Here is a 22,073-nt window from a genome sequence, read left to right on the forward strand (position 1 = left end):
TTTGCGGCTCAAAGCACGCGGTTTATGAGCTGACTTTCAGGATACGGAAGCTGCCGCGAGAAATGCGCATGTGCCAGCTGGGCGGTGGTCGAACGCAGGGGAGTATTTCAGCAGCCTGTTAAGCCTTGCGCCCAGACAATCTGGCACTGAGAGGGTGTCCATGAAAAAACTAACAACACACAAAATCGATCGCATTGCCATCTGGGCAGCTTGCGTGGCATCTGCAACAGGTGGCGCGGCTTGGGCACAGGGCATGCCAGACGCAACCGGCGGCGCTGCACCAGTGCTTGATGGCATCACGGTTACGGCGCGCAGGTCCCTGGAACAGCGGTTTTTTTCGGCCGGATCGCTGGTGGTGGTGGACCGCAGCGATATCGAGCAGATGGGTGCGTTTTCCGTAGCCGATGTGTTGCGCCAGTTGCCGGGCGTACAGGTCACGCCCGGTGCGGACGGCAGCGTCGAGATCCGCATGCGCGGCATGGAGCGCGGTGCAACGCAGTTGCTCATCGATGGCCAGCGGGTGGGTAGCCGGCGCTCTCAGCTGCCCATAGACCAGCTTCCACCGGAGTTGATCGAGCGCGTGGAGATGGTGCGTGCGCCGTCAGCAGAGTTCTCGGTCGCTACGGGGGGCACCATCAACATCGTGCTGCGCCAGGCTAGCATAAAGCGTGAAACAACGCTGCGCCTGACGGACAACCATGTCTGGGGCCGCAATGCCGGGCAGGCCTTTTTCTCGCGGACGGGGCCTCTGGGGGCGACCGCAGAGGTCGGCGACGGCCAGCGCGATGCGCAGCCGGCCCAACCTTGGTCGTACTTTGTGGCCGCGTCTGCCACGGGCCTTTTGCTGGGCTCGGACACGCACCGCAGCACCCAGATGGGCGGTGCCGAAGTGGCGCAGTCCGATACCCGTGGCCGTTTCAAACGCACGGATTACGCGCTGGTGCCACGCATCAGCGGCAAGCTGGGCGCTGCCGACCAGCTCACGCTGCGGGCCACGCTCAGCAAGGCTGATTTTGGCGGTGTGGCCGACAGCCTGGGCAGCGGCGATGGCACCTACGCCCTGGGTTCGCACGAGTCACACCGCTATGACCGGCGCTACCTGCAAGCCGCAGCCGACTGGACGCATCGCTTTGTCGCCAGCAAGCTCGAAACCACCCTGTCCGCCAGCCGCGCCAGCGACACCGTGGACCGCCAAGGGGACTTGCAACGCAGCAGCGGTGGGGGCGGAGCCACGGTTACGGACCGCTACAGCTTCGTGGACGACCGGCGCGAAGACGTGTGGAGCTTTAGCAGCAAGCTCACCGGCACGGCCGATGCGCTGATGTGGAGCGCCGGGGCGCAGCTGGAAGACCGCAAGCTCTCTGTGAACACGTTGGCGCGTGGCGACCTGCCGGTGAACGCGGACCAGAACGCCGGTGTGCGGAGGTGGGTGCTGTGGGGGCAAAACGAATGGGAGCTGCCCGCCAACACCACGCTCACATTGGGGCTGCGCGGGGAGCGGGTGGAGCTTCATGCTGGACGCATCCCCGCGGTGACAAGCAAGCAGTGGAACATCCTGCAGCCGTCGCTGCACTCCCGCACGCCGCTATCCGAGGAGCTGCAGTGGCGCGTCAACCTGGCCCGAGTCACCCAACTGCCCCGGGTGTGGGATCTTGTGGACCGTGTCATCCCCAGCCAGGGCAGCAACAGCCTGGGCAACCCCGACACCATCGGCAACCCCGACCTGCGCCCGCAAGTGGCCTGGACGCTGGACACCGGCTTTGAGCGGCGCCTTGCCACGGGACATGTGGGCCTGAATCTGTTCGTGCGGCGCATGAGCGACGTGCTGGCCCCCACGCTGGAGCGTTATGCCAACCGGTGGGTGGAGCAGCGTGTCAACGTGGGCGATGCCGTGGTTTGGGGGCTGGAGGCCGATGTGCGCACGGGGCTGGCATGGCTGGGTCTGGGCCGCGACTGGACGCTGTCGGCCAATGCCAGTTTGTTGCAGTCGCGCATGACCAGCGGGCTCAATGAAGGTCGGCGCATTCCCGGCCAGGCCCGCTATGTGGCCACGCTGACGGCGGCCAAACCCATGCCGCGCGGAGGCGGCTGGTACGGCGGCACCACGCTGACCATGACGGGGCGTGCGGACCAGGACATCAACGCCACCCTCACGGGCCACAACCGCGCGAGCGCGATGCTGGATTTCTACGTCGGCCAGCTGGTGCGCGGCCTGGGGTACTGGCGGCTGGGCGTGTTCAACGTGGGTGACGCGAGCTTCCGCCGCGACCGTGTCGATGCCTCGGGTGCGGTGCCTTTGGTCAGCCGCAGCAGCATGCAGTGGACGCCACGTGTTTACCTTACGGTGGGCACTCAGTTTTGAAACACGGGGAGTGGCGGTGGATGCATCCGTCTGCGCCCTCAGGTCGCCAAGAGTGCGAGAAAGGTCAACATGAATAAAGAAACTAGGGTTCCAGCAGTTTCTGGCCAGCTTGCGGTGCTGGTGGTGACGGCGTCGCTGTGCTGCGCCATGATGGCATATGCCGTCGCCGCGCCGCCGGCCTCGGCAGCGCAAGGTGAGCAGGGCACTGCCACGCCGGAACCGGTCTACACACGGGCCCGCGTTGTGTCCGTGCTGCAGGAATCGGCGAGCACCGGCACGCTGTATGTGCGCCTCAAGCTGCTGCCGCGTTCCAAGATTCCGTTCACCACGCAGGCATTCCGGGTGAGGGACCCGGCCCTGTTGGCGGGCATCCCTGAAGGCGCCTGGGTGAAGTTCACGGCGCGGCATGTGGAGGGTGAAAACACACTCACGTCGATCCACGTGGTGGAGGAGTGCAAGCGTTTTCAGTCTTGCGACTGAACATCGGCCAAGAAGGCTTAGGCGTAGAGGGTTCCGTCGCGCAGGGCAGCCAGCGCATGGCCAAGATTGGTACGCGCCCGGGCCTCGTAGCGGTGGGCAAACCAGTCGGTGCCGTAGAGTCGGGGACGGTCCAGAAAGCCTTGCAGCACCGCGCTGCGCCCCGCCACATACCGCGGCCAGCGCACAAAAAAGTATTCGCGGCGCACGTTGCGCTCGAACTGGCGGTACACCGTGTCGCTCTGGCCCAGGATGGCCAGGTCGATATCGACCACCCACTGCGCATCGCCCGTGAGCGGGCCGGGGGTGTGGCGGGTGTCCAGGATGTGCTGGTGCACTGTTTGCGCCAGCGTGCTGGGCAGGCCGTGGCCCAGGATGAAGCGGCTGGCCCAGTCAGCGCTGCGCTCTTCGTTGTGCTGGCTCCAGGGCCAGTAGATGGCGTCGTGGTACCACAGGGCGAGGGTCACCGCGTGCGGGTTGTCGAGCGCGCCAGGTTGCTCGTCCAGCACGACCTGCAGGTGCCGGAGGCAGGCCCAGAGGTGGGTGGTGTCGTGGTAGGCGCGGGGCCAGCGACTCCAGCTGAGCACCAGGCGCCGCCCTTCCTTGCGCCAGGCTGGTGCATTTGCGCCCAGCGCCTGGCCCAATGTTTGCCAATGCGCCAGCAATTCGGCGCTATGAGCGGGCTGGCGGCGCCAAGGCATGGATGGGGCTTTGGGGTTAGGCCACCTTGCCAGGCAGCAGATATTCCATGAGCGCCTTTTGCACGTGCATCCTGTTTTGGCTGCGGCACGCAGTCTGCGACTGTTTCACGTCCGCGTTGCGGACATGAGCCGCCGCCGAAACAGTCTGCTGGCGCTTGCGCGCCCCCGCACCGCACTTCATGCGACGCGGCCGAGCAGAAGGTACTCCATGAGTGCCTTCTGCACGTGCATCCTGTTTTCTGCTTCATCCCACACCACCGACTGCGGCCCATCTATTACGTCGGCTTCAACTTCCTCGCCACGGTGCGCGGGCAGGCAGTGCATGAACAGCGCGTCGGGCTGGGCCGCAGCCATCATTTCGGTGTCCACGCACCAGTCGGCAAACGCTTTCTTGCGTTCTTCGTTCTCGGCCTCGTAGCCCATGCTGGTCCACACGTCGGTGGTGACCAGGTCGGCGCCTCGGCAGGCTTCCATGGGGTTGCTAAAAAATTGATAGCTGCCAGCGCTTATTCCATGAGCGCCAGCGGCCAATTTTTCATCGATTTCATAACCACGCGGTGTGCTCACATGCACCTTGAAGCCCAGCAGTGACGCGGCCTGCACCCAGGTGTTGGCCATGTTGTTGCCATCGCCGACCCACGCCACCGTCTTGCCCTGGATGGAGCCGCGATGTTCGATGTACGTGAAGATGTCGGCCAGGATCTGGCAAGGGTGGTATTCGTTGGTCAGGCCGTTGATGACGGGCACGCGCGAGTTGGCGGCAAACCGCTCGATCTTGCTTTGCTCGTAGGTGCGAATCATCACCAGGTCGGTCATGCGGCTGATGACCTTGGCGCTGTCTTCAATCGGCTCGGCGCGGCCCAGTTGGCTGTCGCCGGTGGTCAGGTGCACCACGCTGCCGCCCAACTGGTACATGCCGGCCTCGAAGCTCACGCGCGTACGCGTGCTGGCCTTCTCGAAGATCATGGCCAGCGTGCGGTCCACCAGGGGGTGGTACTTCTCGTACGACTTGAACTTCTTCTTGATGAGCGCGGCGCGCTCGAACAGGTAGGCGTATTCGTCGGCGGTGAGGTCGGTGAACTGCAGATAGTGTTTCAGCGTCATGGCGGTATTGTTGTTCATTCGGCCAAGATGGCTTTGACCAATGGCGTGAGCTTGGCCACGATCTCATCCGCCTCCGCGGTGGTGAGGGTCAGCGGGGGCACCAGGCGGATTACGCTGTCGGCTGTCACCGACAGCAAGAGGCCAGCCTCGGCCGCGCGGCCGATCAGGGCGCCGCAGGGCTTGTTCAGCTCAATGCCCAGCATCAGGCCCTGGCCGCGGATTTCCTTCACGCCGGGCAGGCTGCCCAGTTCGCGCTGCAGCGCGGCGTGCAGGTGGTCGCCCACCTTGGCGGCGTTTTGCAGCAGGCCTTCTTCTTCCATGATCCGCAGGGTTTCCACGCCGGCCCGCATGGCCAGCGGGTTACCGCCAAAGGTGGTGCCGTGGTTGCCGGGCTGCAGCACGTTGGCGGCCTTGGGCCCCGCCACCACCGCGCCAATCGGCACGCCCGAACCCAGGCCCTTGGCCAGGGGCATCACGTCGGGCACGATGCCGGCCCACTGGTGGGCAAACCACTTGCCGGTGCGGCCCACGCCACACTGCACCTCGTCGATCATCATCAGCCAGCCGCGCTCGTCGCACAGCTTGCGCAGCTGCTGCAGGTATTCCACGCGCATGGGGTTGATGCCTCCTTCGCCCTGGATGGTTTCGAAGAACACGGCCACCACATTGGGGTTGCGCTCGGTGGCCTTCTTGATGGCCTCGATGTCGTTCATCGGCACGCGGATGAAACCCTCGACCAGCGGGCCGAACCCGCTGTGGATCTTGGGGTTGCCGGTGGCCGACATGGTGGCGATCGAGCGGCCGTGGAAGGCCTTCTCGTAGACCACGATCTCGGGCTTGGCGATGCCTTTGTCCACGCCGTACTTGCGGGCAATCTTCAGGGCCGCCTCGTTAGCCTCCAGGCCCGAATTGCAGAAAAACACGTTCTGCATGCCCGACAGCTCCACCAGCTTGGCGGCCAGTTGCTCCTGCAGCGGCACGTGGTAGTAATTGGAGGTGTGGATCAGCTTGGTGATCTGGTCCTGCAGTGCGGGCACCAGCTTGGGGTGGTTGTGGCCCAGCGTGTTGACGGCAATGCCGCCCAGGCCGTCCAGGTATTCCTTGCCGTTGACATCCCACACGCGGCTGCCTTGACCACGGGCCAGCGCAATCGGTACGCGGCCATAGGTGTTCATCACGTGGGGCGAGGCAGCCTCAATGAAAGCGGTCATGCAAGATCTCCAAACGGTGCGGTGATGGGGCTGTCCTGGAGTGCTCCACGGCCAGTTCCCGAAAAAACGAAGCACGATTCTAGGGGGAGCCCGTTGCACGGATGTTGACGATTGCGCATTACTGCAATGCCCGGCCCTACCAGGGTTTGAGCTCCGATTCCCGCTGCGGCCGACGGATTAGAGGCTCAGCTCTTATATAAGAGTTAGAATGTCGCGCTGCGGTGCAGCATGCGGTGATCCCGTATCTGGCGCGCCCACTACCCACTCCAATCCCCGATGGTTTCCCCCACCTCCAAAGAAATCTTCATCCAGGGCATCACCCACGACGGGAAGACCTTTCGCCCCAGTGATTGGGCCGAGCGGCTGGCGGGGGTCATGAGCAGCTTTCGCCCCGGCGGCGCGCGTCCGGGCAGCCATCTGAGCTATTCGCCCTGGTGCATTCCCACCACACTCAATGGCGTGAAATGTGTGGTGGTGCACCGCGATCTGCAGGGGCACGAGCCCATGGCGTGGGACTTTGTCGTCAACTTTGCGCGCGACAACAACCTGCAGGTGGCCGAGGCTTGCCTGCTGCCGGACGCACCCGATTTACCGCCGCGCGGCTGAGGATGACGAAGGCGGTGCCAGCGCAGGCGCCGCTTCTCCGCCCTCGGGCAGGGCTGCATTCGGCGCGGTGCCCGTGCGCAGCAGCTGGTCGGTCTGCTGCTTGTCCCTCCAGGCTTTTTCCACAAACGGATCGGTCACGCCGTAGTGTCCGTGGCGCACACGCATGAGCAGGTTGGCCGTGGTCATGCTGCCGATGATGCTTTGCACCTCTTGCGCCGTCACCTCGCGCCCGATCTGGGTCGCGTAGGCCTTGAGGGCCTCGCCGGTGAAAACGCCCTTCACGTCGCCGCCGATGCTGCAGATGCGCGAGAACACGGCCTCGGCCAGCGGACCCATGGCTTCCACCTTCTGCAGTTCCACGTCCGCCGCCGCCGCGCCCAGGGACTGGGCGATGGTGGGCAGGTGCTCGTCGGGGCGCGCGTCGGGCGGCAGGCTGCGCAGGATGTTCAGGGCCTTCATCAATTCCTCGGGGCGACTGCCCATGCTGCGAAAGGCAGCCTCGGTCACCGGCGGCGAGGGCAGCATGGGGCCGAATTGCGGGCGCACCTGCTCCAGCACGTAGTCGATGAAGTCGCGGCCCAGTACCGGGAACTCGTTGGTCACCGCGCCGTTGAAGGCCTGGTTGCCCTTGAGCGTGAGTTCCTGCACCCGGGCGCGGTGCGAGCCTGTGCCCACAAAAAGAAAATAGCCCGGCGTGTCCGGCCGCGTGTTGATGGCATCGCGCGTGGCCTTGAGCGCGTGCAGCAGGTGGTCGCCGTCCGCGCTGCCCAGGGCGTGCTGCACCTCATCGATGATGAGCACTACGTCGGTCCGCGCCTGGTCGACCAGCTCGGTGAAAGCCTGGGCCAGCGTGGTGCCATCGTCCTTACCCACGTCGGCCAGCTTGAAACCGAATTTGAAGCCCCCCACGCCGGCGTCCACGCTGGTCACCTGCTTGAGCCGCTTCAGCAGGCCCGAACCAGGCGTCTGCAGTTCCTTGAGCGTCTTGCGGATAGCCTCATGCACCAGGTCGGCCGGGTTGGCCTGCGGCTGGCTCCACAGGTCCACATACACCACGATGGCGCCCAAGGCCTCCAGTGCCGGAATCAGGTCGGTGGCCAGGAAGGTGGTCTTGCCCACCCGCCGCTGGCCCGACAGGAACAGGCCCGAACGCAGCGAGGTGTCGAGAAACGAAGGCCGGAGCAGTTGCGTGGCCATCTGCTCAGCCAGCGCGGTGCGGCGGAAGGTCATGGTTTATGCATTTTTATGAAATTCTGATAATTATGATGTTTTAATAATTTTCCGTAAACCATGGCGCAGAGCGCGCCCAGTAGGGCGGCCCGTCAGTGGGCGAGCAACGGCACAATCCACCCCGGAAACGAAAAAACCGCCCGAAGGCGGTTTCTCGTTTTTCTTTGCTGGCAGCGCACCCGTTACAAACGGCGAGCGGCGGGTGCCGCTCGGGCTGTGGTTGCCGGATCAGAAGATCCGGCGGAAATCAGGCGGCTGCCTGGGCCAGGGCTTTCACCTTGGCGGACAGGCGGCTCTTGTCGCGAGCAGCCTTGTTCTTGTGGAAGATGCCCTTGTCGGCCACTGTGTCAACCACGGCCTGCATCTTGGCGAACAGTTCGGTCGCCTTGGTCTTGTCGCCAGCCAGAACAGCCTTTTCGACGTTCTTGACAGCGGTACGGTACTTGGAGCGCAGCGAGGTGTTGGCTGCGTTCAGCTTGATGTCCTGACGGACGCGCTTGCGGCCCGAAGCGAGGCGGGGGTTCTTTTTCTTGGGCTTGGTGGATGCCATGGTGTGTTCCTAAGGGTCTGTGGATGTTGCCAGCAAAGCCCGCGATTATAGCCCAGTACGCTTTCCAGAGCTCGCCTCGCGCCCGAAACCAGTTCAGTCGACCTCGCCAGCGAATCCGGGGAACGGGTTTCGCAAGGGTGCAAGATGCACCCCGCGGGCAGAAGGCGCGAAGCGGCTCGGGGGAATACACTCCCCGCGGTGTCTCTGTTCAAAGCCGCCTCCACCGTTTCCCTGCTGACTCTGGCCTCCCGCGTGACGGGGCTGGTGCGCGACCTGCTCATGGCTTCAATGTTCGGGGCCAATGCCCTGACCGACGCCTTCAACGTCGCCTTCCGCATTCCCAACCTGTTTCGCCGCCTGTTTGCCGAGGGTGCCTTCAGTCAGGCCTTTGTGCCGGTGCTTGCCACCACCAAAGCGCAGCAGGGCGAAGAGGCCACGCGCCAGCTGATTTCCGCCGTCGCGACGGCGCTGTTCTGGGCGCTGCTGCTGACCTGCCTGCTGGGGGTGCTGGGTGCGCCCGTGCTGGTATGGGCGCTGGCCAGCGGCCTGCGCCACAGCGGCGAGGCGTACGACGCCGCTGTGCTCATGACGCGTTTCATGTTCCCCTACATCGGCTTTATGTCGCTGGTGGCGCTGTCGGCCGGCATTCTCAACACCTGGAAGCACTTCGCCGTGCCCGCCGCGTCGCCCGTGCTGCTCAACCTGTGCATGATCGCCGCCGCCTGGCTGGGCGCGCCCCAGCTCGAAGCGCGAGGCATCGAGCCCATCTACGCCATGGCGGGCGGAGTGATGCTGGGCGGCGTGTTTCAGCTGGCAGTGCAGGTGCCGGCACTGGTGCGGCTGGGGCTCATGCCGCGCATCGGGCTCACGTTGCGAGCCCTGCGTGCAGCCTGGGCCGAGCCGGGCGTGCGGCGCGTGCTCACGCTGATGGGCCCCATCCTGCTGGGCGTGGGCGTGGCGCAGGTGTCGCTGATGATCAACACGCAGATCGCGTCATACCTTGCGCCGGGTAGCGTGACCTGGCTGTTCTATGCCGACCGGCTTATGGAGTTTCCGACCGCGCTCCTGGGCGTGGCGCTGGGCGTGGTGCTCACGCCCCAGCTCACGGCGGCCAAAGCCGCAGGCGATGCAGAAAAATATTCGGCCATGCTTGACTGGGGCTTGCGCATCGTGGTGCTGCTGGCCGTGCCCAGCGCGGTGGCGCTACTCACGTTTTCCACGCCGCTGGTGGCCACGCTGTTTCACCATGGCAAGCTGGCCGACAGCGACGTGGGGCAGATCGCCGTGGCGCTGTCGGGCTACGGCGCGGGGCTGCTGGGGCTGGTGGCCATCAAGGTGCTGGCGCCGGGTTACTACGCCAGCCAGGACGTGCGCACTCCGGTCAAGATCGCCATCGTGGTGCTGGTGATCACCCAATTGCTCAACGCCGCCCTGGTGCCGTTCATTGCGCATGCGGGCTTGGCGCTGTCCCTTGGCCTGGGGGCGCTCATCAACGCACTGTGGCTGCTTGTAGGGCTGCTACGCCGCGGCAGCTACCAGCCGCTGCCTGGCTGGGGCCGCTTTGCCCTGCAGGTGGTGGCCGCCAGCGCCCTGCTGGCCGTGCTGCTGGTGTGGGCCAGCCAGCACTTCGACTGGGTGGGCATGAAGGGGCAGTCGCTGCAGCGCATCGGCCTGCTGGGTGCTCTGATGGCCGCGGCCGGGGCGCTGTACTTTGGCGCGCTGTGGGCCGCGGGGCTCAAGCTCCGGCACGTGCTGCGGCGCTGAACGCTGCGGCAAACCCGCAAAAAGCCCCTGCAAACCGGAGTTTCTGCGGCTTGACGCCACCCGGGGCCAGACTTACAACCTTGCCATGTCCCTGAGCTATTCCGTACCCACTTCGCTGGAGTACTTTGCATCGCTGGTGCAAAGCGATGACCACTTCCCGCTGCTGGAGGCCGCCGCCAGCCTGGCGCAGGACGAATACCCCGAACTCGACACCCAGCAACTGCTGGGCGACGTGGACCAGTTGCTGGCCCGCATTCAGCGCCGCCTGCCGGCTGACGCGCCCGCGTTGCAGCGGCTGCGCACGCTCAATCAGTTCTTTTTTGCCGACCTGGGTTTTGCCGGCAACATCAACAACTACTACGACCCCGAAAACAGCTACCTCAACGCCGTGCTGCGCACGCGCCGGGGCATTCCCATCAGCCTGGCTGTGCTGTGGATGGAGCTGGCCCAGGGCCTGGGCCTGCATGCGCGGGGCATCGCGTTTCCGGGGCATTTCATGGTCAAGGTGCTGCTGCCCAAGGGGCAGGTGGTGCTCGACCCGATTTCGGGCCAGTCACTGAGCCGCGAAGAACTGGCCGAGCGGCTGGAGCCTTACAAGCGCCAGAGCGGCCTGGTGGATGATTACGACGTGCCGCTGGGCCTGTACCTGCAAGCGGCCACGCCGCGCGACATCATCGCGCGCATGCTGCGCAACCTTAAAGAGGTGCACCGCACCCAGCAGGACTGGCAGCGCCTGATTGCCGTGCTGGACCGGCTCATCGTGCTGCTGCCCGAGGCCTGGGGCGAACGGCGCGACCGGGGCCTGGCCCACGCCGAGCGCGGCAACACGCCCGAGGCGGTGGCCGACCTGGAAGCCTACCTGGCCCATGCCGAAGACGGGCTCGACATCGACCTGATCGCCGACCGGCTGAGCGCCCTGCGCAACGCCAACGGTTGAGCTTCAGAACGGCGCGCCGCCTTCGGGCAGCGCCGCCTGCAATTGCGCCACCTGCCGGCGCAACTCTGCGTTCTCTGCAGTGAGTTCGGCCACGCGGCTGCGCAGGGCATGCAGTTCGTCGGCGCTCCCTTCAGCCCCCGCTGGGGCTTCTGACGCGACTTTTTCTCCGGGCGGTGTTTCCTCGCGCGGCTTGCGCTTGTTTTGTTCGCGCACGCGCTTGGCGGCCTGCTTGAGCTCGTCCTTGCCGGCCACCACGGCCGCCACCTGCTCCTCGGCGGGCAGGGTGGCGACGGCCGCAGCGGCGTTGATGGAGATGGTGCCGGACTTCACGGCTGCCACCAGCTCGGGCGCGGCCTGCTTCTGGATCTTTTCGATCATCACCACCTGGCTGCTGCTCAGGCGCGCGGCCTTGGCAATGGCTTCGCGGCTGTTGAGCGGGTCCGGGGCGGGAAGGGCGGCCGCTGCCTCAGGGGCTGCAAGGGGTACGTCGGCTGGGGCGGCGGCCACCGCCTCGGCGGCTTGCGTGGCCGATGCGGCCCGTGCCTTGCGCTCGGCCATGATTTCGCGCTTGCGCAACGCCAGCACGCCGCGCTGGAAGTCTGACACGCTGCGCCGTCCCAGGTGCTGGTCGATCATCCACAGGTGCACGTCGTCCATCGACGTGAAGCGCGGGTTCTGCACCGTCTGGAACGGCAGGCCATGCTTCTGGCAGATGCCATAGCGGTTGTGCCCGTCCACCAGCACATCGCCCCACAGCACCAGCGCGTCGCGGCAGCCTTCGGTCAGGATGCTGCGCTCCAGCGCCTCGTGCTCCTCCGGGGTCAGGGGTTCGATATAGGCTTTGAGTTCTTCGTTGACGACGATGTTCATGGGGGAGCGCGGCTTGGGGGATCAGGGCAAGGGGCGGCATTGTAGTGGCGCCCGCCGCACTGCCCCGGCGTGCTACCGGTCGCGCGTGGTGGTGCGCAAGGCCAGCCAGCCTGCCACTGCGGTAAATGCCACCACCACTGCCACGATGATCCAGAAGCCATGGGGCTCGTCCGCCAGCGGCACGCCGCCCACGTTCATGCCGAACAGGCCCGCCAGGATGTTGATGGGCAGGGCCAGCACCGTCACCACCGTCAGCACAAACAGGCTGCGGCTGTTGGCCTCCTGCACGCTGGCGGCAATTTCTTCCTGCAGCAGCTTGATGCGCTCCTGCAGCCCTTGCATGTCGCGCAGCACCACCGAGAACTCTTCGGTCGAATCGCGCAGCTCCTGCGCATCGTCGGCACCCATCCAGGCGGGCGGGTGCTGCAGCAGGCGGAATAGCGCCGCAGGCTCGGGCGCCAGCAAGCGCTGCAGGCGCACCAGCAGGCGGCGCAACACGCCCAGCCGTGCCCGCTTGTGGTCCAGCCGGCCGGCCAGCAGCGCGTCTTCCACATCGTCAATGCGCTGCGTCACGCCGCGCACGATGTCCACCAGCCCCGAGGCCTGGGTGCGCATCAGCTCGGCCAGCAGGCCCACGCTGGACGACGGGGCGTGGCCGGTGCGAACGGCGGTGCGCAGCGCATCCACCGAGCGCAACGGGCGCGTGCGCCCCGTCACCATCAAGTGCGGTGCCACACTGGTCCACAAGGTGGCGATGTCCGAGGGCTCGAACGCAAAGTCGAAGTGCGCGTCGTTCAGCACGGCGATCAACGTGTCGTCGTCGCGCTCGATGCGGGTGGAGACGGAGCGGTCTTTCAGCGCATCGAAAAACGCTTCGGGGAGGCCGGCGTGCCGCTCCATCCAGCGCACGGCCTGCGCGTGGCTCAGGTTGAAGTGCAGCCACAGGAAGGGGGTGGGCGCCGCGTGCGGGTGGCGATCGGCCAGCCACTGGGCAGCCTGGGCCGAATCCAGTTCTTGCGGTGGCGCCCCGTCGGCCAGCAGGTAGCCGCAGATCAGCCCAGCGGCGTCGCCGCCGTAATTGCGGCTGGCCGCACCGGCCAGGGGTGGCACGGCAGCAGGAGCAGGGGAGGAGCGGTCGGCAACGGGCACGGGCGTGCATGGTGGAGGTGGCCAGTGACAGTGCCGTGACAGACATGCACGTGTCACACCGCTGTCACTCCGAGGCGCCACCATGGCGCATCCTTTTTGCCGCCGCCCTGGCGTTTCCTCTCCATGTTCCACCCCAATCACCTCGACACCCAGGAACTGATGCAGCGCATCGCCAACGACCTGATCGACAGCTACGACGAGGAGCTGGAGCTGGAGATCGAGGACCGCAACGTGGACGACCTCGGGGAGCTTCAGCCCACGGACAAGCTGGCACGCCAGAAGTATTTCAAGGACCTGTTTCACCTGCAGGGCGAACTCGTCAAGCTGCAGGACTGGGTGCAGCACACACGCCAGAAGGTGGTGATCCTGTTCGAGGGCCGCGACGCGGCCGGCAAGGGCGGCGTGATCAAACGCATCACCCAGCGGCTGAACCCGCGCGTGGCCCGCGTGGCCGCACTGCCCGCACCCAACGACCGCGAGCGAACGCAGTGGTACTTTCAGCGCTATGTGGCGCACCTGCCTGCGGCGGGCGAGATGGTGCTGTTCGATCGCAGCTGGTACAACCGCGCGGGCGTCGAGCGCGTGATGGGCTTTTGCACCGACGAGGAGTACGAGGAGTTCTTCCGCACCGTACCCGAGTTTGAAAAGATGCTGGTCCGCTCGGGCATCACGCTCGTCAAATACTGGTTCTCCATCACCGACGAAGAGCAGCACCTGCGTTTCCTTGGCCGCATCCACGACCCGCTCAAGCAGTGGAAGCTCAGCCCCATGGACCTGGAAAGCCGTGTGCGCTGGGAGGCCTATACCAAGGCCAAGGAGACCATGCTGGAGCGCACGCACATTCCCGAGGCGCCGTGGTGGGTGGTGCAGGCCGTGGACAAGAAAAAGGCGCGGCTGAACTGCATTGCGCACCTGTTGTCGCAGCTGCCGTACCAGGACGTGCCCCACCCCGCCGTGGTGCTGCCCGACCGCGTGCGCAACCCCGAGTACCTGCGCCAGCCCGTGCCGGCCTCCATGTACGTGCCCGAGGTCTACTGATTCCGAGGCATTTTGCTATTGTTTGAATAGCTGTTAGCGCTTTATGTATAAGCGCTGCGGGCCAAAAAGTCCACAAAAACTACCGCCCGTTGCGCAGCATCTCGATGGTCGAGATCACGTCGCGCACCTTAAACGGCTTGAGCAGCACGCGCCGCACCTGCAGCGCTTTCATCTGCACGGCGGTGGAGGCGTCCACCTGTGCGGTGGTCACGGCCACGGGCATTTCCGGGCTGGCGGCCAACTCGGCATTGCGCACCTGCTCCAGCAGCGCCACGGCGGCCTGGGCGTCTTCCAGCGACACGATCATGCCCAGAAAGCCCTGTGCGGCCAGGTGCTGCTGGGCTGTGCGCACGCTGCCGACCTGGCGCACGGTGGGCAGGTTCAGCTGGCGCGCGGTGGACACGATGATGCTGGCCGTCAGCGAATGGGGCTCCACGAGGAGGATGGGCGGCTGCACCCTGCTTGTGCTCATGCGGCGGGCTCCTCGCTGGCGCGGCGCACCAGCTCTTCAACGGCCAGGTCGCGCAGCGATGCCAGGATCGCCAGGTCGATGGCGTCAAGCTGGCGCGGCGAGCGGTCGATGAGGCACAGCGTGCCGATGTTCTGGCCGCCCGGCATCTTGAGCGGTGCGCCGGCATAGAACTGGATGTGCGGGTCGCCGGTCACCAGCGGGTTGTCGGCAAAGCGTGCGTCCAGCGCCACATCGGGCACCACCAGGATGTCGTCCTGCAGGATGGCGTGACCGCAGAACGAGATGCCGCGCGAGGTCTCGCACACATCCAGCCCATGGCGGGACTTGAACCACTGGCGCTGCTCGTCGATGAGCGACAGCAGCACGATGGGCACGTCGAACTCCTGGGCTGCAAACGCGGTGAGGCGGTCAAAGCGTTCTTCGGGCGGGGTGTCCAGGATCAGCAGCTGGCGCAGGGCCTTCAGGCGGTCGTCCTCGTTGGCGGGGCGCGGGGGCTCTTGCATGGCGGGAGATGAGGGCGGGACTGTTGTGGTGGCGGCAATTATCGGCCGGGCCCGAAGTCGCAGCCAGCGTGCATGGTGATGGAAGCGGGCAGCCTGTGGTCAGCCCCGCTGCGACGGCGTGCCACCCCGCCCGAACTGGTGCCACGCCCGGCGCAGCTGCGTGTCGGAGCTGAAGCCCGCCATCAGCGCCGCCTGTGTCACGTTGTGGCCGGCCTGCAGCGCGGCCTCGGCCGTGGCCAGGCGGATGCGGCGCAGGTACGCCAGCGGCGCGATGCCCGCATGCTCCAGAAACAGCCGCGTGAGGTGGCGCGGCGAGGTGTGGGCGGCTTCGGCCATGCGCGGCACAGTCCATGCAGCCTGGGGCTCCTGGCCCACGGCGTCCTGCACGCGGTGCAGGGCAGCATGCAGGTGGTTGCGGTGGTGCAAAAAGGGCGATAGCTCCGGGTCGTTGGGCCCGCGGCGCAAGGCCACCACCATGGTTTGCGCCACCTGTGCGGCCAGGGCCGGGGTGCACAGGCGGGCAATGCGGTGCAGCAGCAGGTCGATGCCCGTGGTCACGCCCGCGCTGCTGTGCACGGGGCCGTCGGCCACAAACACACGGTTGCTGGCCACGTCGCAGGTGGGGTCCACGGTGGCCAGTTCTTCCAGGTGCTGGTGGTGAGTGGTGGCGCGGCGGCCGCTGAGCAGCCCTGCATGCGCGGCCAGCACAGCGCCCGCGCACACCGTCACCAGCTCCAGCTGGCCCGTGGACAGGCGCAGGCCGCGCAGCCAGTGCAGCAGGCTGCGCGCGTCCTCGTGGTCCACGTCGATGCGCGTGCCGGGCTGGCCCACCAGCACCACCCACGCCGGGCCCTGCAGGGTGGCGGGCAGCGGGGCCAGCCCGGCCAGCATGACGCCCACGGACGTGACCACCTGCGCCGTGGGGCTGATGAAATGCAGCACAAACCGCGCGGGCTGCCCCTGCGCCTGCAGTGCCTGGTTGGCCATGCGCAGCGCCTCAGCAGGCCCGGCCCAGTCCAGCAGCAGGCTGCCCGGCAGCAGCGCGAAGTACACATGGATGGGGCCCTGCGCGTCGCCTGCGGGCGCTGCATCACCCGCGGCTGCAACCGGCGGTGGCGTTGGCTCTGGGGCGGTGCGGCGGGGGCTCATCGCTCGCCGGGCGGCACGTGCTGCAGCCGCGCGGCCAGGGCGGCGTGTGTGGTCAGGTCCACAGGCCGGTGATGCACCTGCTTGCTGGCCGGGTGTCTGCCCAGGTAGTTGCCGTTGCGCTGGTTGTGTGCCGGGCGGGCGGGGCGGGGCGCAAAGCCGCCGCCGCAGTTGGGGCAGACGTTGCAGAGCACCGTGTCCACGCAGTGGGCGCAGAAGGTGCATTCAAAGCTGCAGATGCGTGCCTGCTCGGAGTGGGGCGGCAGGGCCGTGTTGCAGTGTTCACAGGTGGGGCGCAGTTCGAGCATGGCGGCTGTCCTGTTCACGCAGTGGCAGTGGTGGTAGTGGTGGTGAGCCGGGCCAGGGCCTGCGGCACGCTGACCACCTGGGCAAACCGGCCCTGCAGCACCGTAGCCGTGCGCGCCTTGATGTCGGCGGCGGCCAGCGTACGGCCGTCCGGCTGCACCATGTCCCAGGTCAGTGTGGCGTCGGTCACGTAGTCCACTTCCCAGCCCAGGTCCGACGCATGGCGGGTGGTGGTCTCGCAGCATTGTTCGGTGCGGATGCCGCTGATGATGAGGCGCCGGATGCCTTGCTGCGTAAGCCATACATCCAGCCCCGTGCCCACCAGCGCGCTGTGGCGCGACTTGGTGAAACTGGCCGCAGCGGCGAACGGGGCCAGCCCGCCCAGCGGCCGCACCTGGCCGGAGGCGAGGGCAAACGGGTTCTCGCGCACCTCGGGGCCGTCGCTGTGCAGCACGCGCACTATCGGCACGCCACGCTCCACGCACCCGGCAATCAGCGCGTTCTGCGCTTGCAGGAAGGCGGGCAGATCGGTATCGGTGAAATAGGGGCGGTGGCGGAAGGATTCCTGCACGTCAATCACTATCAGACAGGTTTTCATGGGCACATTCTCAAAGGTAGTGAAGGGATGTGCTGATGTTGCGCAGCTGACGGATGGACGTCCGCCTTGCCGCGGACAGGAATCGATCATTTTCAGCCATCGATGTGCAAAACGTGCGCTCTTCGCCGGTGCGCATAGCGTGATCTGGCAGGATTTGATGCAAAAACCGGTTCAAGCGCTTGTCCTACAAGCGCTGGCAGCTATTAAATTGGTAGTGACCTGCAAAAACTGGGCGTCAAGCTGGTATGGTGCCTAGGGTTTTCCCTTAACTCCGCTCCACCTCCAACACACGCACCGACACACTGCCCCCATGGCCCGCCGATCCCGTCTTTTTTCGCTGACCGCGCTGGCGCGGGCCTACCAGCGCAACCTCAAGGCCTTTGCCAAGGCCACGCGCCCGCCACGCGCCACCCCGGCTGCAGGCAGCCTGCGAGGGGTGTCAGCCACCGGTACGGCCACGCCACCTGTCGCCCGCAAGGGCCGGGCGGTGCGGTCCGCTGGCAAGCCCACTCCCGTCAGTGGCGAATGGGTGGCGGGCCTGGCGCGCGGGCCAGCGGGGGCGCGGCGCTACCAGCTCTTCATCCCGCCCGGCCTGGCACTGCAGCGGGGCGAAAAGCTGCCGCTGCTGGTCATGCTCCACGGCTGCGGGCAGACGGGGCGAGAACTGGCGGCCGTGTCCCGCATGAACCGGGTGGCAGCGCGGCAGCGGTTTTTGGTGCTGTACCCCGAGCAGGAGCGCATGGCCAACGCCCACGGCTGCTGGAACTGGTTCGAGCGGCGCAACGGCAAGGCCGAGGCCGAGGCGGCCACGCTTCTGGCGGCCGTGGACCAGGTGGCGCGCACCCATCCGGTGGACCTGGCGCAGGTGGCCGTGGCGGGCCTGTCGGCCGGGGCCAGCATGGCCGTGCTGATGGCGGCGCGCTACCCCGCGCGGTTCTGTGCGGTGGCCATGCATTCCGGCGTGGCGCCGGGCACGGCCGAATCGTCCGCCCACGCCATGGCGGCCATGCATGGGCGGCGCGATGCCCATTTGCCGCTGCAGGCGGTGCCCGACGAGCCAGCGCTGTCGTCCACGCCCGCCCTCACACCCAGCCTGCCCCTGCCGCCGCTGCTGGTGCTGCATGGCGACGCCGACGGCGTGGTATCGGTGCGCAATGCAGCGGCCACCGCCCTGCTGTGGGCCGGTGCCCTGGGCGCGCGGGCGGGGGCGCTGCGCACTCTGCAGCGCGGGCAGCGCCACGCCATGCGGGTGACGGAGTTCAAGTCCCGGGGACGCACCGTGGTGGCCTTGCGCGAGGTGGTGGGCCTGGCCCACGCCTGGAGCGGTGGGGCCGCGCGCAGGCCCTACAGCGACCCGTCCGGCCCCGACGCCTCGGCCCTTATCTGGGCCTTTGTCGCGCGCCAGTTGGGGCGGAAGAATATGGGCTAAAAGTGGCCCTGGCGCTTGCTGTTGAAGCGCTGGCAGCTATCAAAAACAGAGTGACTGGCGTTTACACCAGCCGCGCCGCCACCAGTTCTTTCTTCAGGTAGGCATAGAACAGCGGCGCCGCCACCAGCCCGGCGGGGCCGAACACCGCCTCGGCGGCGAACATCACCGACAGCAGCTCCCACACGCCCATTTGCGTGCGCCGGCCCACCACCTTGGCGTTGATCACGTATTCGGCCTTGTGGATCAGGATCAGGAAAGCCAGACAGGCGGCGGCCGTCAGCGGTGACACCGACAGGCCCACGATGGTGATGACCACGTTGCACACCAGGTTGCCCACGATAGGCACCAGCCCGGCCACAAACGTGAAGGTGATCAACATCGGCGTGTAGGGCAGCTCCATGCCCCACAGCGGCAGCACGAACAGCAGGAACATCGCCGTGAGCAGCGTGTTGAACGCCGCGATCCAGAACTGCGCCGCCACGATCTGGCGGAACGCCTCGCCAAACAGAGTGATGCGCTGCTGCAGCTGCACGGCCAGCGGGCCGCGGGCGCCGCCCAGTGGGCGCACGGCGGCCAGCGATCCGATCAGCAGGCCCACGTAGGCGAACAGCACGCCTGCCAGCCAGGCACGCCCGGCCATGGCCAGCGCGCCGGCCTTTGCGCCCAGGTAGTTGGCGATCACGCGCTGCAGTTCGGCCGCGCCATCGGGCAGATGGCTGGCCATGTCGGGAGGCAGCTTCAGGCGCAGCTCCAGCACCGTGCGTGCCATGTAGGTGAGCAGTTCCTGGTATTGGTGCGGCGCTGCAAGCAGGTAGCCGCGCGAATGGGTCAGGCCCACGCCCAGCAGCACCAGGGGCAGCAGCATGACCAGCGCGGCAGCAGCCACCTGCGCCGCGCGCAGAGTGCGGGGCCCTGGCAGCGCCTGGCGTCGCACGCGTCCGGCCACGGCCGCAAACCAGCGTGTGAGCGCGCGGGTGAGCAAAAAGCCCAGGCACACGCACAGCAGGCCGGGCAGCAGGCCCCGCCACATCACCAGCAGCAGCACGCCAGCCATCAGCAGGTAGCTGGCAATCACGATGCCCCGCGTGGCGGGGCGCAGGGGCAGGGGGGCGTCAAGGGCCGCCGGGGGCCCACCACCATCCAGTGGAGCGGGCGGTGTGGGTTCTGCCGCAGGGGGCAGGGCAGGAAGGGAGGGGCGCTGCGCCATGCGCTGTGGTCAGTTCAGAAAGGGGTGGGACGAGCAAGCGCCCCGGGCACCGGTCCGGCGCCCGGCGGTTGCGGCAGGGCCAGGGAGGGGGCGCACGCTATCGTCCGGCGGGTTTTTTGCCAGCCGCTCAGGCCACGACCACGGCGGCACCATCGCCGCGCGGTGCAATGGCGCCAATGGTGTACACCTGTTCGCCCGCTGCGCGCAGCGTGGCAGCCGTGGCTTCGGCGGCAGCGGCATCCACCACCACCACCATGCCGATGCCGTTGTTGAAGGTGCGGTTCATCTCGATGTCGTCAATGCCAGCGGTCTTCTGCAGCCAGGCAAACAGCTCGGTCTGCGGCCAGCTGCCCTTCTTCAGGTGCGCGGCCGTGCCTTCGGGCAGCACGCGGGGGATGTTCTCCAGCAGGCCGCCACCGGTGATGTGGGCGAGGGCCTTGATGCCGCCGGGCGAAGCTGCATCCTCGGAATGCGGGTGTGCGGCCAGCGCGGCCAGCACGTTCTTCACGTACAGGCGGGTGGGCTCCATGATGGTCTGCTTGAAGGGCTTGCCGTCCAGCGTGGCAGGGGCATTGGCGCCCGCACGCTCGATGCACTTGCGCACCAGGCTGAAGCCGTTGGAGTGCACACCGGCCGAGGCCAGGCCCAGCACCACGTCGCCGGGCTTCACATCCTTGCCGGTCAGGATCTTGCTTTTTTCGACCGCGCCTACTGCAAAGCCAGCCAGGTCGTATTCGCCAGCGGGGTACATGCCGGGCATCTCGGCCGTTTCGCCACCGATGAGGGCGCAGCCGCTCAGTTCACAGCCCTTGGCAATGCCGCCCACCACGGCGGCAGCCGTGTCCACATCGAGCTTGCCGCAGGCGAAATAGTCCAGGAAGAACAGGGGCTCGGCGCCCTGCACCAGCACATCGTTCACGCTCATGGCCACCAGGTCGATGCCCACGGTGTCGTGCATGTTCCATTCAAACGCCAGCTTGAGCTTGGTGCCCACGCCGTCGGTGCCGGAGACAAGCACGGGCTCTTTGTAGCGCTTGGGCACCTCGAACAGCGCGCCAAAGCCGCCAATGCCTGCCAGCACGCCCTCGCGCATCGTCTTCTTGGCCAGCGGCTTGATGCGCTCGACCAGCGCGTCGCCCGCGTCGATGTCAACGCCGGCGTCTTTGTAGGAGATGGGGGTGGAGGGGGCAGAAGAGCTCATGGAAGGGTGCTTAGGTGCAGGTAGGCCCGTTGTGCGGGCTGGAAGCCGGGGATTTTATCCCGCCGGGGGGCGTAGACCTGCGCAGAGGGCGGGCCGGTGCGGCCGCCCCTGGCGCCCCGCCGCGCCATGTCGCCAGGCTGGTGAGGCCCAGCGTCGCGATTCCGGGGGGCAGGCGCGGCTTGCAAGGGAGACGGGGCCATGAGGGGCGATGGTGCGCGCGGGCCAGGGGTGGACCCCGGCAGAGACTAAAATCGCCCGAGTTGTCGCTGGAGAGTGCTCACTTTTTGTGCATTCGTCAGCCGCCACGGCACGCCGTGAGCTCCCACTTCCGTTGCACCGCTGGCCGCAGTCACCTACGGCCGCATGCCTTCCACCTTCACCTGCTGCGATGTTGCTGCCGATCCTGCTCCTGCCCGCTGATCCCGCACCGCCTGCCACGGGCCGGCCCCTGCCGTCGCCCGGGTGCCGCGCATGACGCCGCCCATGAAGCAGCTGGCGCTGGACATCGGCCTGGCCACCGGTCCCACACTGACCCGCTTCTTTGCCGGCCCCAACGAGGCCGCGCTGCAACACCTGCGCCTGGCGGTGGGTGACGGCGGCAGCCAGTCTGCCCGTTCGCCCGTGCCCACCTACCTGTGGGGCGAGCCGGGCAGTGGCAAGTCGCACCTGATCAAGGCCGTGCGCCAGGCCTTGCGCGAGCATGGCGACAACGTGGGCTGGCTGGACCCGTCCATGGCCGCCCCGCCCGATTTCGACGAAGGCTGGGCCGCCGTGGTGATGGACGACGTGCACCTGTACGACACGGCCCAGCAGGCCACGGCCTTCAACTGGTTCGTCAATGCGATCAGCCCCGCCAGCGGAAGCCCCCGCTGGGTGCTGGCCGCGGGCGACGTGCCCCCCGCCGACCTGCCCCTGCGCGACGACCTGCGCAGCCGCCTGGGCTGGGGTCACGTGTTTCAGCTGCAGTTGCTGGGCGAGTCCGAACGGCGCGCCGTGCTGCGCCAGGAGGCCGACGCGCGCGGCGTGTTCCTGGGCGACGACGTGATGGACTACATGCTCAAGCGCTTCTCGCGCGACCTGGGCAGCCTCATGCAGTTGCTGGATCAGTTGGATGCGTTTGCCTTGCGCACGCAGCGGGCGATCACGATTCCTCTGCTGAAAACCATGCTCGAATCGGAATGAAGCTGTGCCCTACTTTTGCCCTTTGTGAAT

Annotated in this window: 22 protein-coding genes; 8 read left to right on the top strand and 14 right to left on the bottom strand. The window is 66.9% G+C overall.

Going from position 1 to position 22,073, the window contains the following annotated elements:
- Positions 1-253 precede the first annotated feature (253 nt).
- Positions 254-2,362 (top strand): TonB-dependent receptor plug domain-containing protein, encoded by a 2,109-nt coding sequence (locus ACK4HJ_RS22445; RefSeq protein ID WP_409835700.1) that lies wholly within the window; start codon positions 254-256, stop codon positions 2,360-2,362.
- Positions 2,363-2,431: 69 nt separating this feature from the next.
- Positions 2,432-2,842, top strand: a complete 411-nt coding sequence (locus ACK4HJ_RS22450) for a hypothetical protein (protein WP_409835702.1) — start codon at positions 2,432-2,434, stop codon at positions 2,840-2,842.
- 17 nt (positions 2,843-2,859) lie between these two features.
- Here ACK4HJ_RS22450 and ACK4HJ_RS22455 read toward each other — a convergent pair whose 3' ends face one another.
- The 3 genes from ACK4HJ_RS22455 to ACK4HJ_RS22465 form a co-directional block, all read right to left on the bottom strand.
- Positions 2,860-3,540: a hypothetical protein gene (locus ACK4HJ_RS22455; protein ID WP_409835704.1), complete on the bottom strand. Its 681-nt coding sequence runs from the start codon at positions 3,538-3,540 to the stop codon at positions 2,860-2,862.
- 177 nt (positions 3,541-3,717) lie between these two features.
- On the bottom strand, positions 3,718-4,638 hold the full coding sequence (gene argF / locus ACK4HJ_RS22460; RefSeq protein WP_409835747.1) for an ornithine carbamoyltransferase: 921 nt from the start codon (positions 4,636-4,638) through the stop codon (positions 3,718-3,720).
- 20 nt (positions 4,639-4,658) lie between these two features.
- The gene (locus tag ACK4HJ_RS22465; protein WP_409835706.1) at positions 4,659-5,855 is read right to left on the bottom strand and encodes an aspartate aminotransferase family protein; all 1,197 of its coding nucleotides are present in this window, start codon (positions 5,853-5,855) and stop codon (positions 4,659-4,661) included.
- A 276-nt stretch (positions 5,856-6,131) separates the two neighbouring features.
- Here ACK4HJ_RS22465 and ACK4HJ_RS22470 point away from each other — a divergent pair, with 276 nt between their 5' ends.
- Positions 6,132-6,461 (top strand): DUF3579 domain-containing protein, encoded by a 330-nt coding sequence (locus ACK4HJ_RS22470; RefSeq protein ID WP_409835708.1) that lies wholly within the window; start codon positions 6,132-6,134, stop codon positions 6,459-6,461.
- On the opposite strand, the gene ACK4HJ_RS22475 is transcribed toward ACK4HJ_RS22470, so the two are convergent.
- Entirely contained in the window at positions 6,444-7,691 is a 1,248-nt protein-coding gene (locus ACK4HJ_RS22475; RefSeq protein WP_409835710.1) for an AAA family ATPase, read from the bottom strand. The two genes, ACK4HJ_RS22470 and ACK4HJ_RS22475, sit on opposite strands and share 18 nt — an antisense overlap.
- A 247-nt stretch (positions 7,692-7,938) precedes the next feature.
- On the bottom strand, positions 7,939-8,241 hold the full coding sequence (gene rpsT, locus ACK4HJ_RS22480; protein WP_409835712.1) for a 30S ribosomal protein S20: 303 nt from the start codon (positions 8,239-8,241) through the stop codon (positions 7,939-7,941).
- 198 nt (positions 8,242-8,439) lie between these two features.
- Between rpsT and murJ the strand changes: the two genes are divergently transcribed.
- Together murJ and ACK4HJ_RS22490 are read left to right on the top strand one after the other, a co-directional pair.
- Positions 8,440-10,005 (top strand): murein biosynthesis integral membrane protein MurJ, encoded by a 1,566-nt coding sequence (gene murJ, locus ACK4HJ_RS22485; RefSeq protein ID WP_409835714.1) that lies wholly within the window; start codon positions 8,440-8,442, stop codon positions 10,003-10,005.
- Positions 10,006-10,090: 85 nt separating this feature from the next.
- Entirely contained in the window at positions 10,091-10,942 is an 852-nt protein-coding gene (locus ACK4HJ_RS22490) for a SirB1 family protein (protein ID WP_409835716.1), read from the top strand.
- Between the two features lie 3 nt (positions 10,943-10,945).
- On the opposite strand, the gene ACK4HJ_RS22495 is transcribed toward ACK4HJ_RS22490, so the two are convergent.
- The gene (locus ACK4HJ_RS22495; protein WP_409835717.1) at positions 10,946-11,812 is read right to left on the bottom strand and encodes a plasmid replication/partition related protein; all 867 of its coding nucleotides are present in this window, start codon (positions 11,810-11,812) and stop codon (positions 10,946-10,948) included.
- Between the two features lie 72 nt (positions 11,813-11,884).
- The gene (locus ACK4HJ_RS22500; RefSeq protein ID WP_409835719.1) at positions 11,885-12,961 is read right to left on the bottom strand and encodes a transporter; all 1,077 of its coding nucleotides are present in this window, start codon (positions 12,959-12,961) and stop codon (positions 11,885-11,887) included.
- 123 nt (positions 12,962-13,084) lie between these two features.
- Here ACK4HJ_RS22500 and ppk2 point away from each other — a divergent pair, with 123 nt between their 5' ends.
- Positions 13,085-13,999 (top strand): polyphosphate kinase 2, encoded by a 915-nt coding sequence (gene ppk2, locus ACK4HJ_RS22505; RefSeq protein ID WP_409835721.1) that lies wholly within the window; start codon positions 13,085-13,087, stop codon positions 13,997-13,999.
- A 79-nt stretch (positions 14,000-14,078) separates the two neighbouring features.
- Here the strand turns inward: ppk2 and ACK4HJ_RS22510 are convergent, their stop codons facing one another.
- From ACK4HJ_RS22510 to ACK4HJ_RS22530, 5 genes are all read right to left on the bottom strand, one after another.
- Positions 14,079-14,471 carry a histidine kinase gene (locus ACK4HJ_RS22510; RefSeq protein WP_409835723.1) on the bottom strand — a complete coding sequence of 131 codons (393 nt, stop codon included), beginning with the start codon at positions 14,469-14,471 and terminating at the stop codon, positions 14,079-14,081.
- Positions 14,468-14,974, bottom strand: a complete 507-nt coding sequence (locus ACK4HJ_RS22515; protein ID WP_409835725.1) for a GAF domain-containing protein — start codon at positions 14,972-14,974, stop codon at positions 14,468-14,470. Before ACK4HJ_RS22515 ends, ACK4HJ_RS22510 begins: the two co-directional genes overlap by 4 nt.
- 99 nt (positions 14,975-15,073) lie before the next feature.
- Positions 15,074-16,123, bottom strand: coding sequence for a GlxA family transcriptional regulator (locus tag ACK4HJ_RS22520; protein WP_409835727.1), 1,050 nt, complete (start codon positions 16,121-16,123; stop codon positions 15,074-15,076).
- A complete protein-coding gene (locus ACK4HJ_RS22525; protein ID WP_409835729.1) occupies positions 16,120-16,428 on the bottom strand; it encodes a DUF1272 domain-containing protein in 309 nt (102 codons plus the stop codon). Before ACK4HJ_RS22525 ends, ACK4HJ_RS22520 begins: the two co-directional genes overlap by 4 nt.
- 14 nt (positions 16,429-16,442) lie before the next feature.
- Positions 16,443-17,024 (bottom strand): cysteine hydrolase family protein, encoded by a 582-nt coding sequence (locus ACK4HJ_RS22530; RefSeq protein WP_409835731.1) that lies wholly within the window; start codon positions 17,022-17,024, stop codon positions 16,443-16,445.
- A gap of 310 nt (positions 17,025-17,334) precedes the next feature.
- On the opposite strand from ACK4HJ_RS22530, the gene ACK4HJ_RS22535 reads away from it, so the two are divergent.
- Positions 17,335-18,453 carry an alpha/beta hydrolase family esterase gene (locus ACK4HJ_RS22535; protein ID WP_409835733.1) on the top strand — a complete coding sequence of 373 codons (1,119 nt, stop codon included), beginning with the start codon at positions 17,335-17,337 and terminating at the stop codon, positions 18,451-18,453.
- A gap of 61 nt (positions 18,454-18,514) precedes the next feature.
- Here ACK4HJ_RS22535 and ACK4HJ_RS22540 read toward each other — a convergent pair whose 3' ends face one another.
- Together ACK4HJ_RS22540 and purM are read right to left on the bottom strand one after the other, a co-directional pair.
- Entirely contained in the window at positions 18,515-19,660 is a 1,146-nt protein-coding gene (locus tag ACK4HJ_RS22540) for an AI-2E family transporter (protein ID WP_409835735.1), read from the bottom strand.
- Positions 19,661-19,787: 127 nt separating this feature from the next.
- Positions 19,788-20,861 (bottom strand): phosphoribosylformylglycinamidine cyclo-ligase, encoded by a 1,074-nt coding sequence (purM, locus tag ACK4HJ_RS22545; RefSeq protein ID WP_409835736.1) that lies wholly within the window; start codon positions 20,859-20,861, stop codon positions 19,788-19,790.
- A gap of 483 nt (positions 20,862-21,344) precedes the next feature.
- Here purM and hda point away from each other — a divergent pair, with 483 nt between their 5' ends.
- Positions 21,345-22,043, top strand: coding sequence for a DnaA regulatory inactivator Hda (gene hda, locus ACK4HJ_RS22550; protein ID WP_409835749.1), 699 nt, complete (start codon positions 21,345-21,347; stop codon positions 22,041-22,043).
- Positions 22,044-22,073: the final 30 nt, after the last annotated feature.

The organism is Acidovorax sp. (assembly GCF_046294525.1).
Classification (GTDB): Bacteria; Pseudomonadota; Gammaproteobacteria; order Burkholderiales; family Burkholderiaceae_C; genus Acidovorax.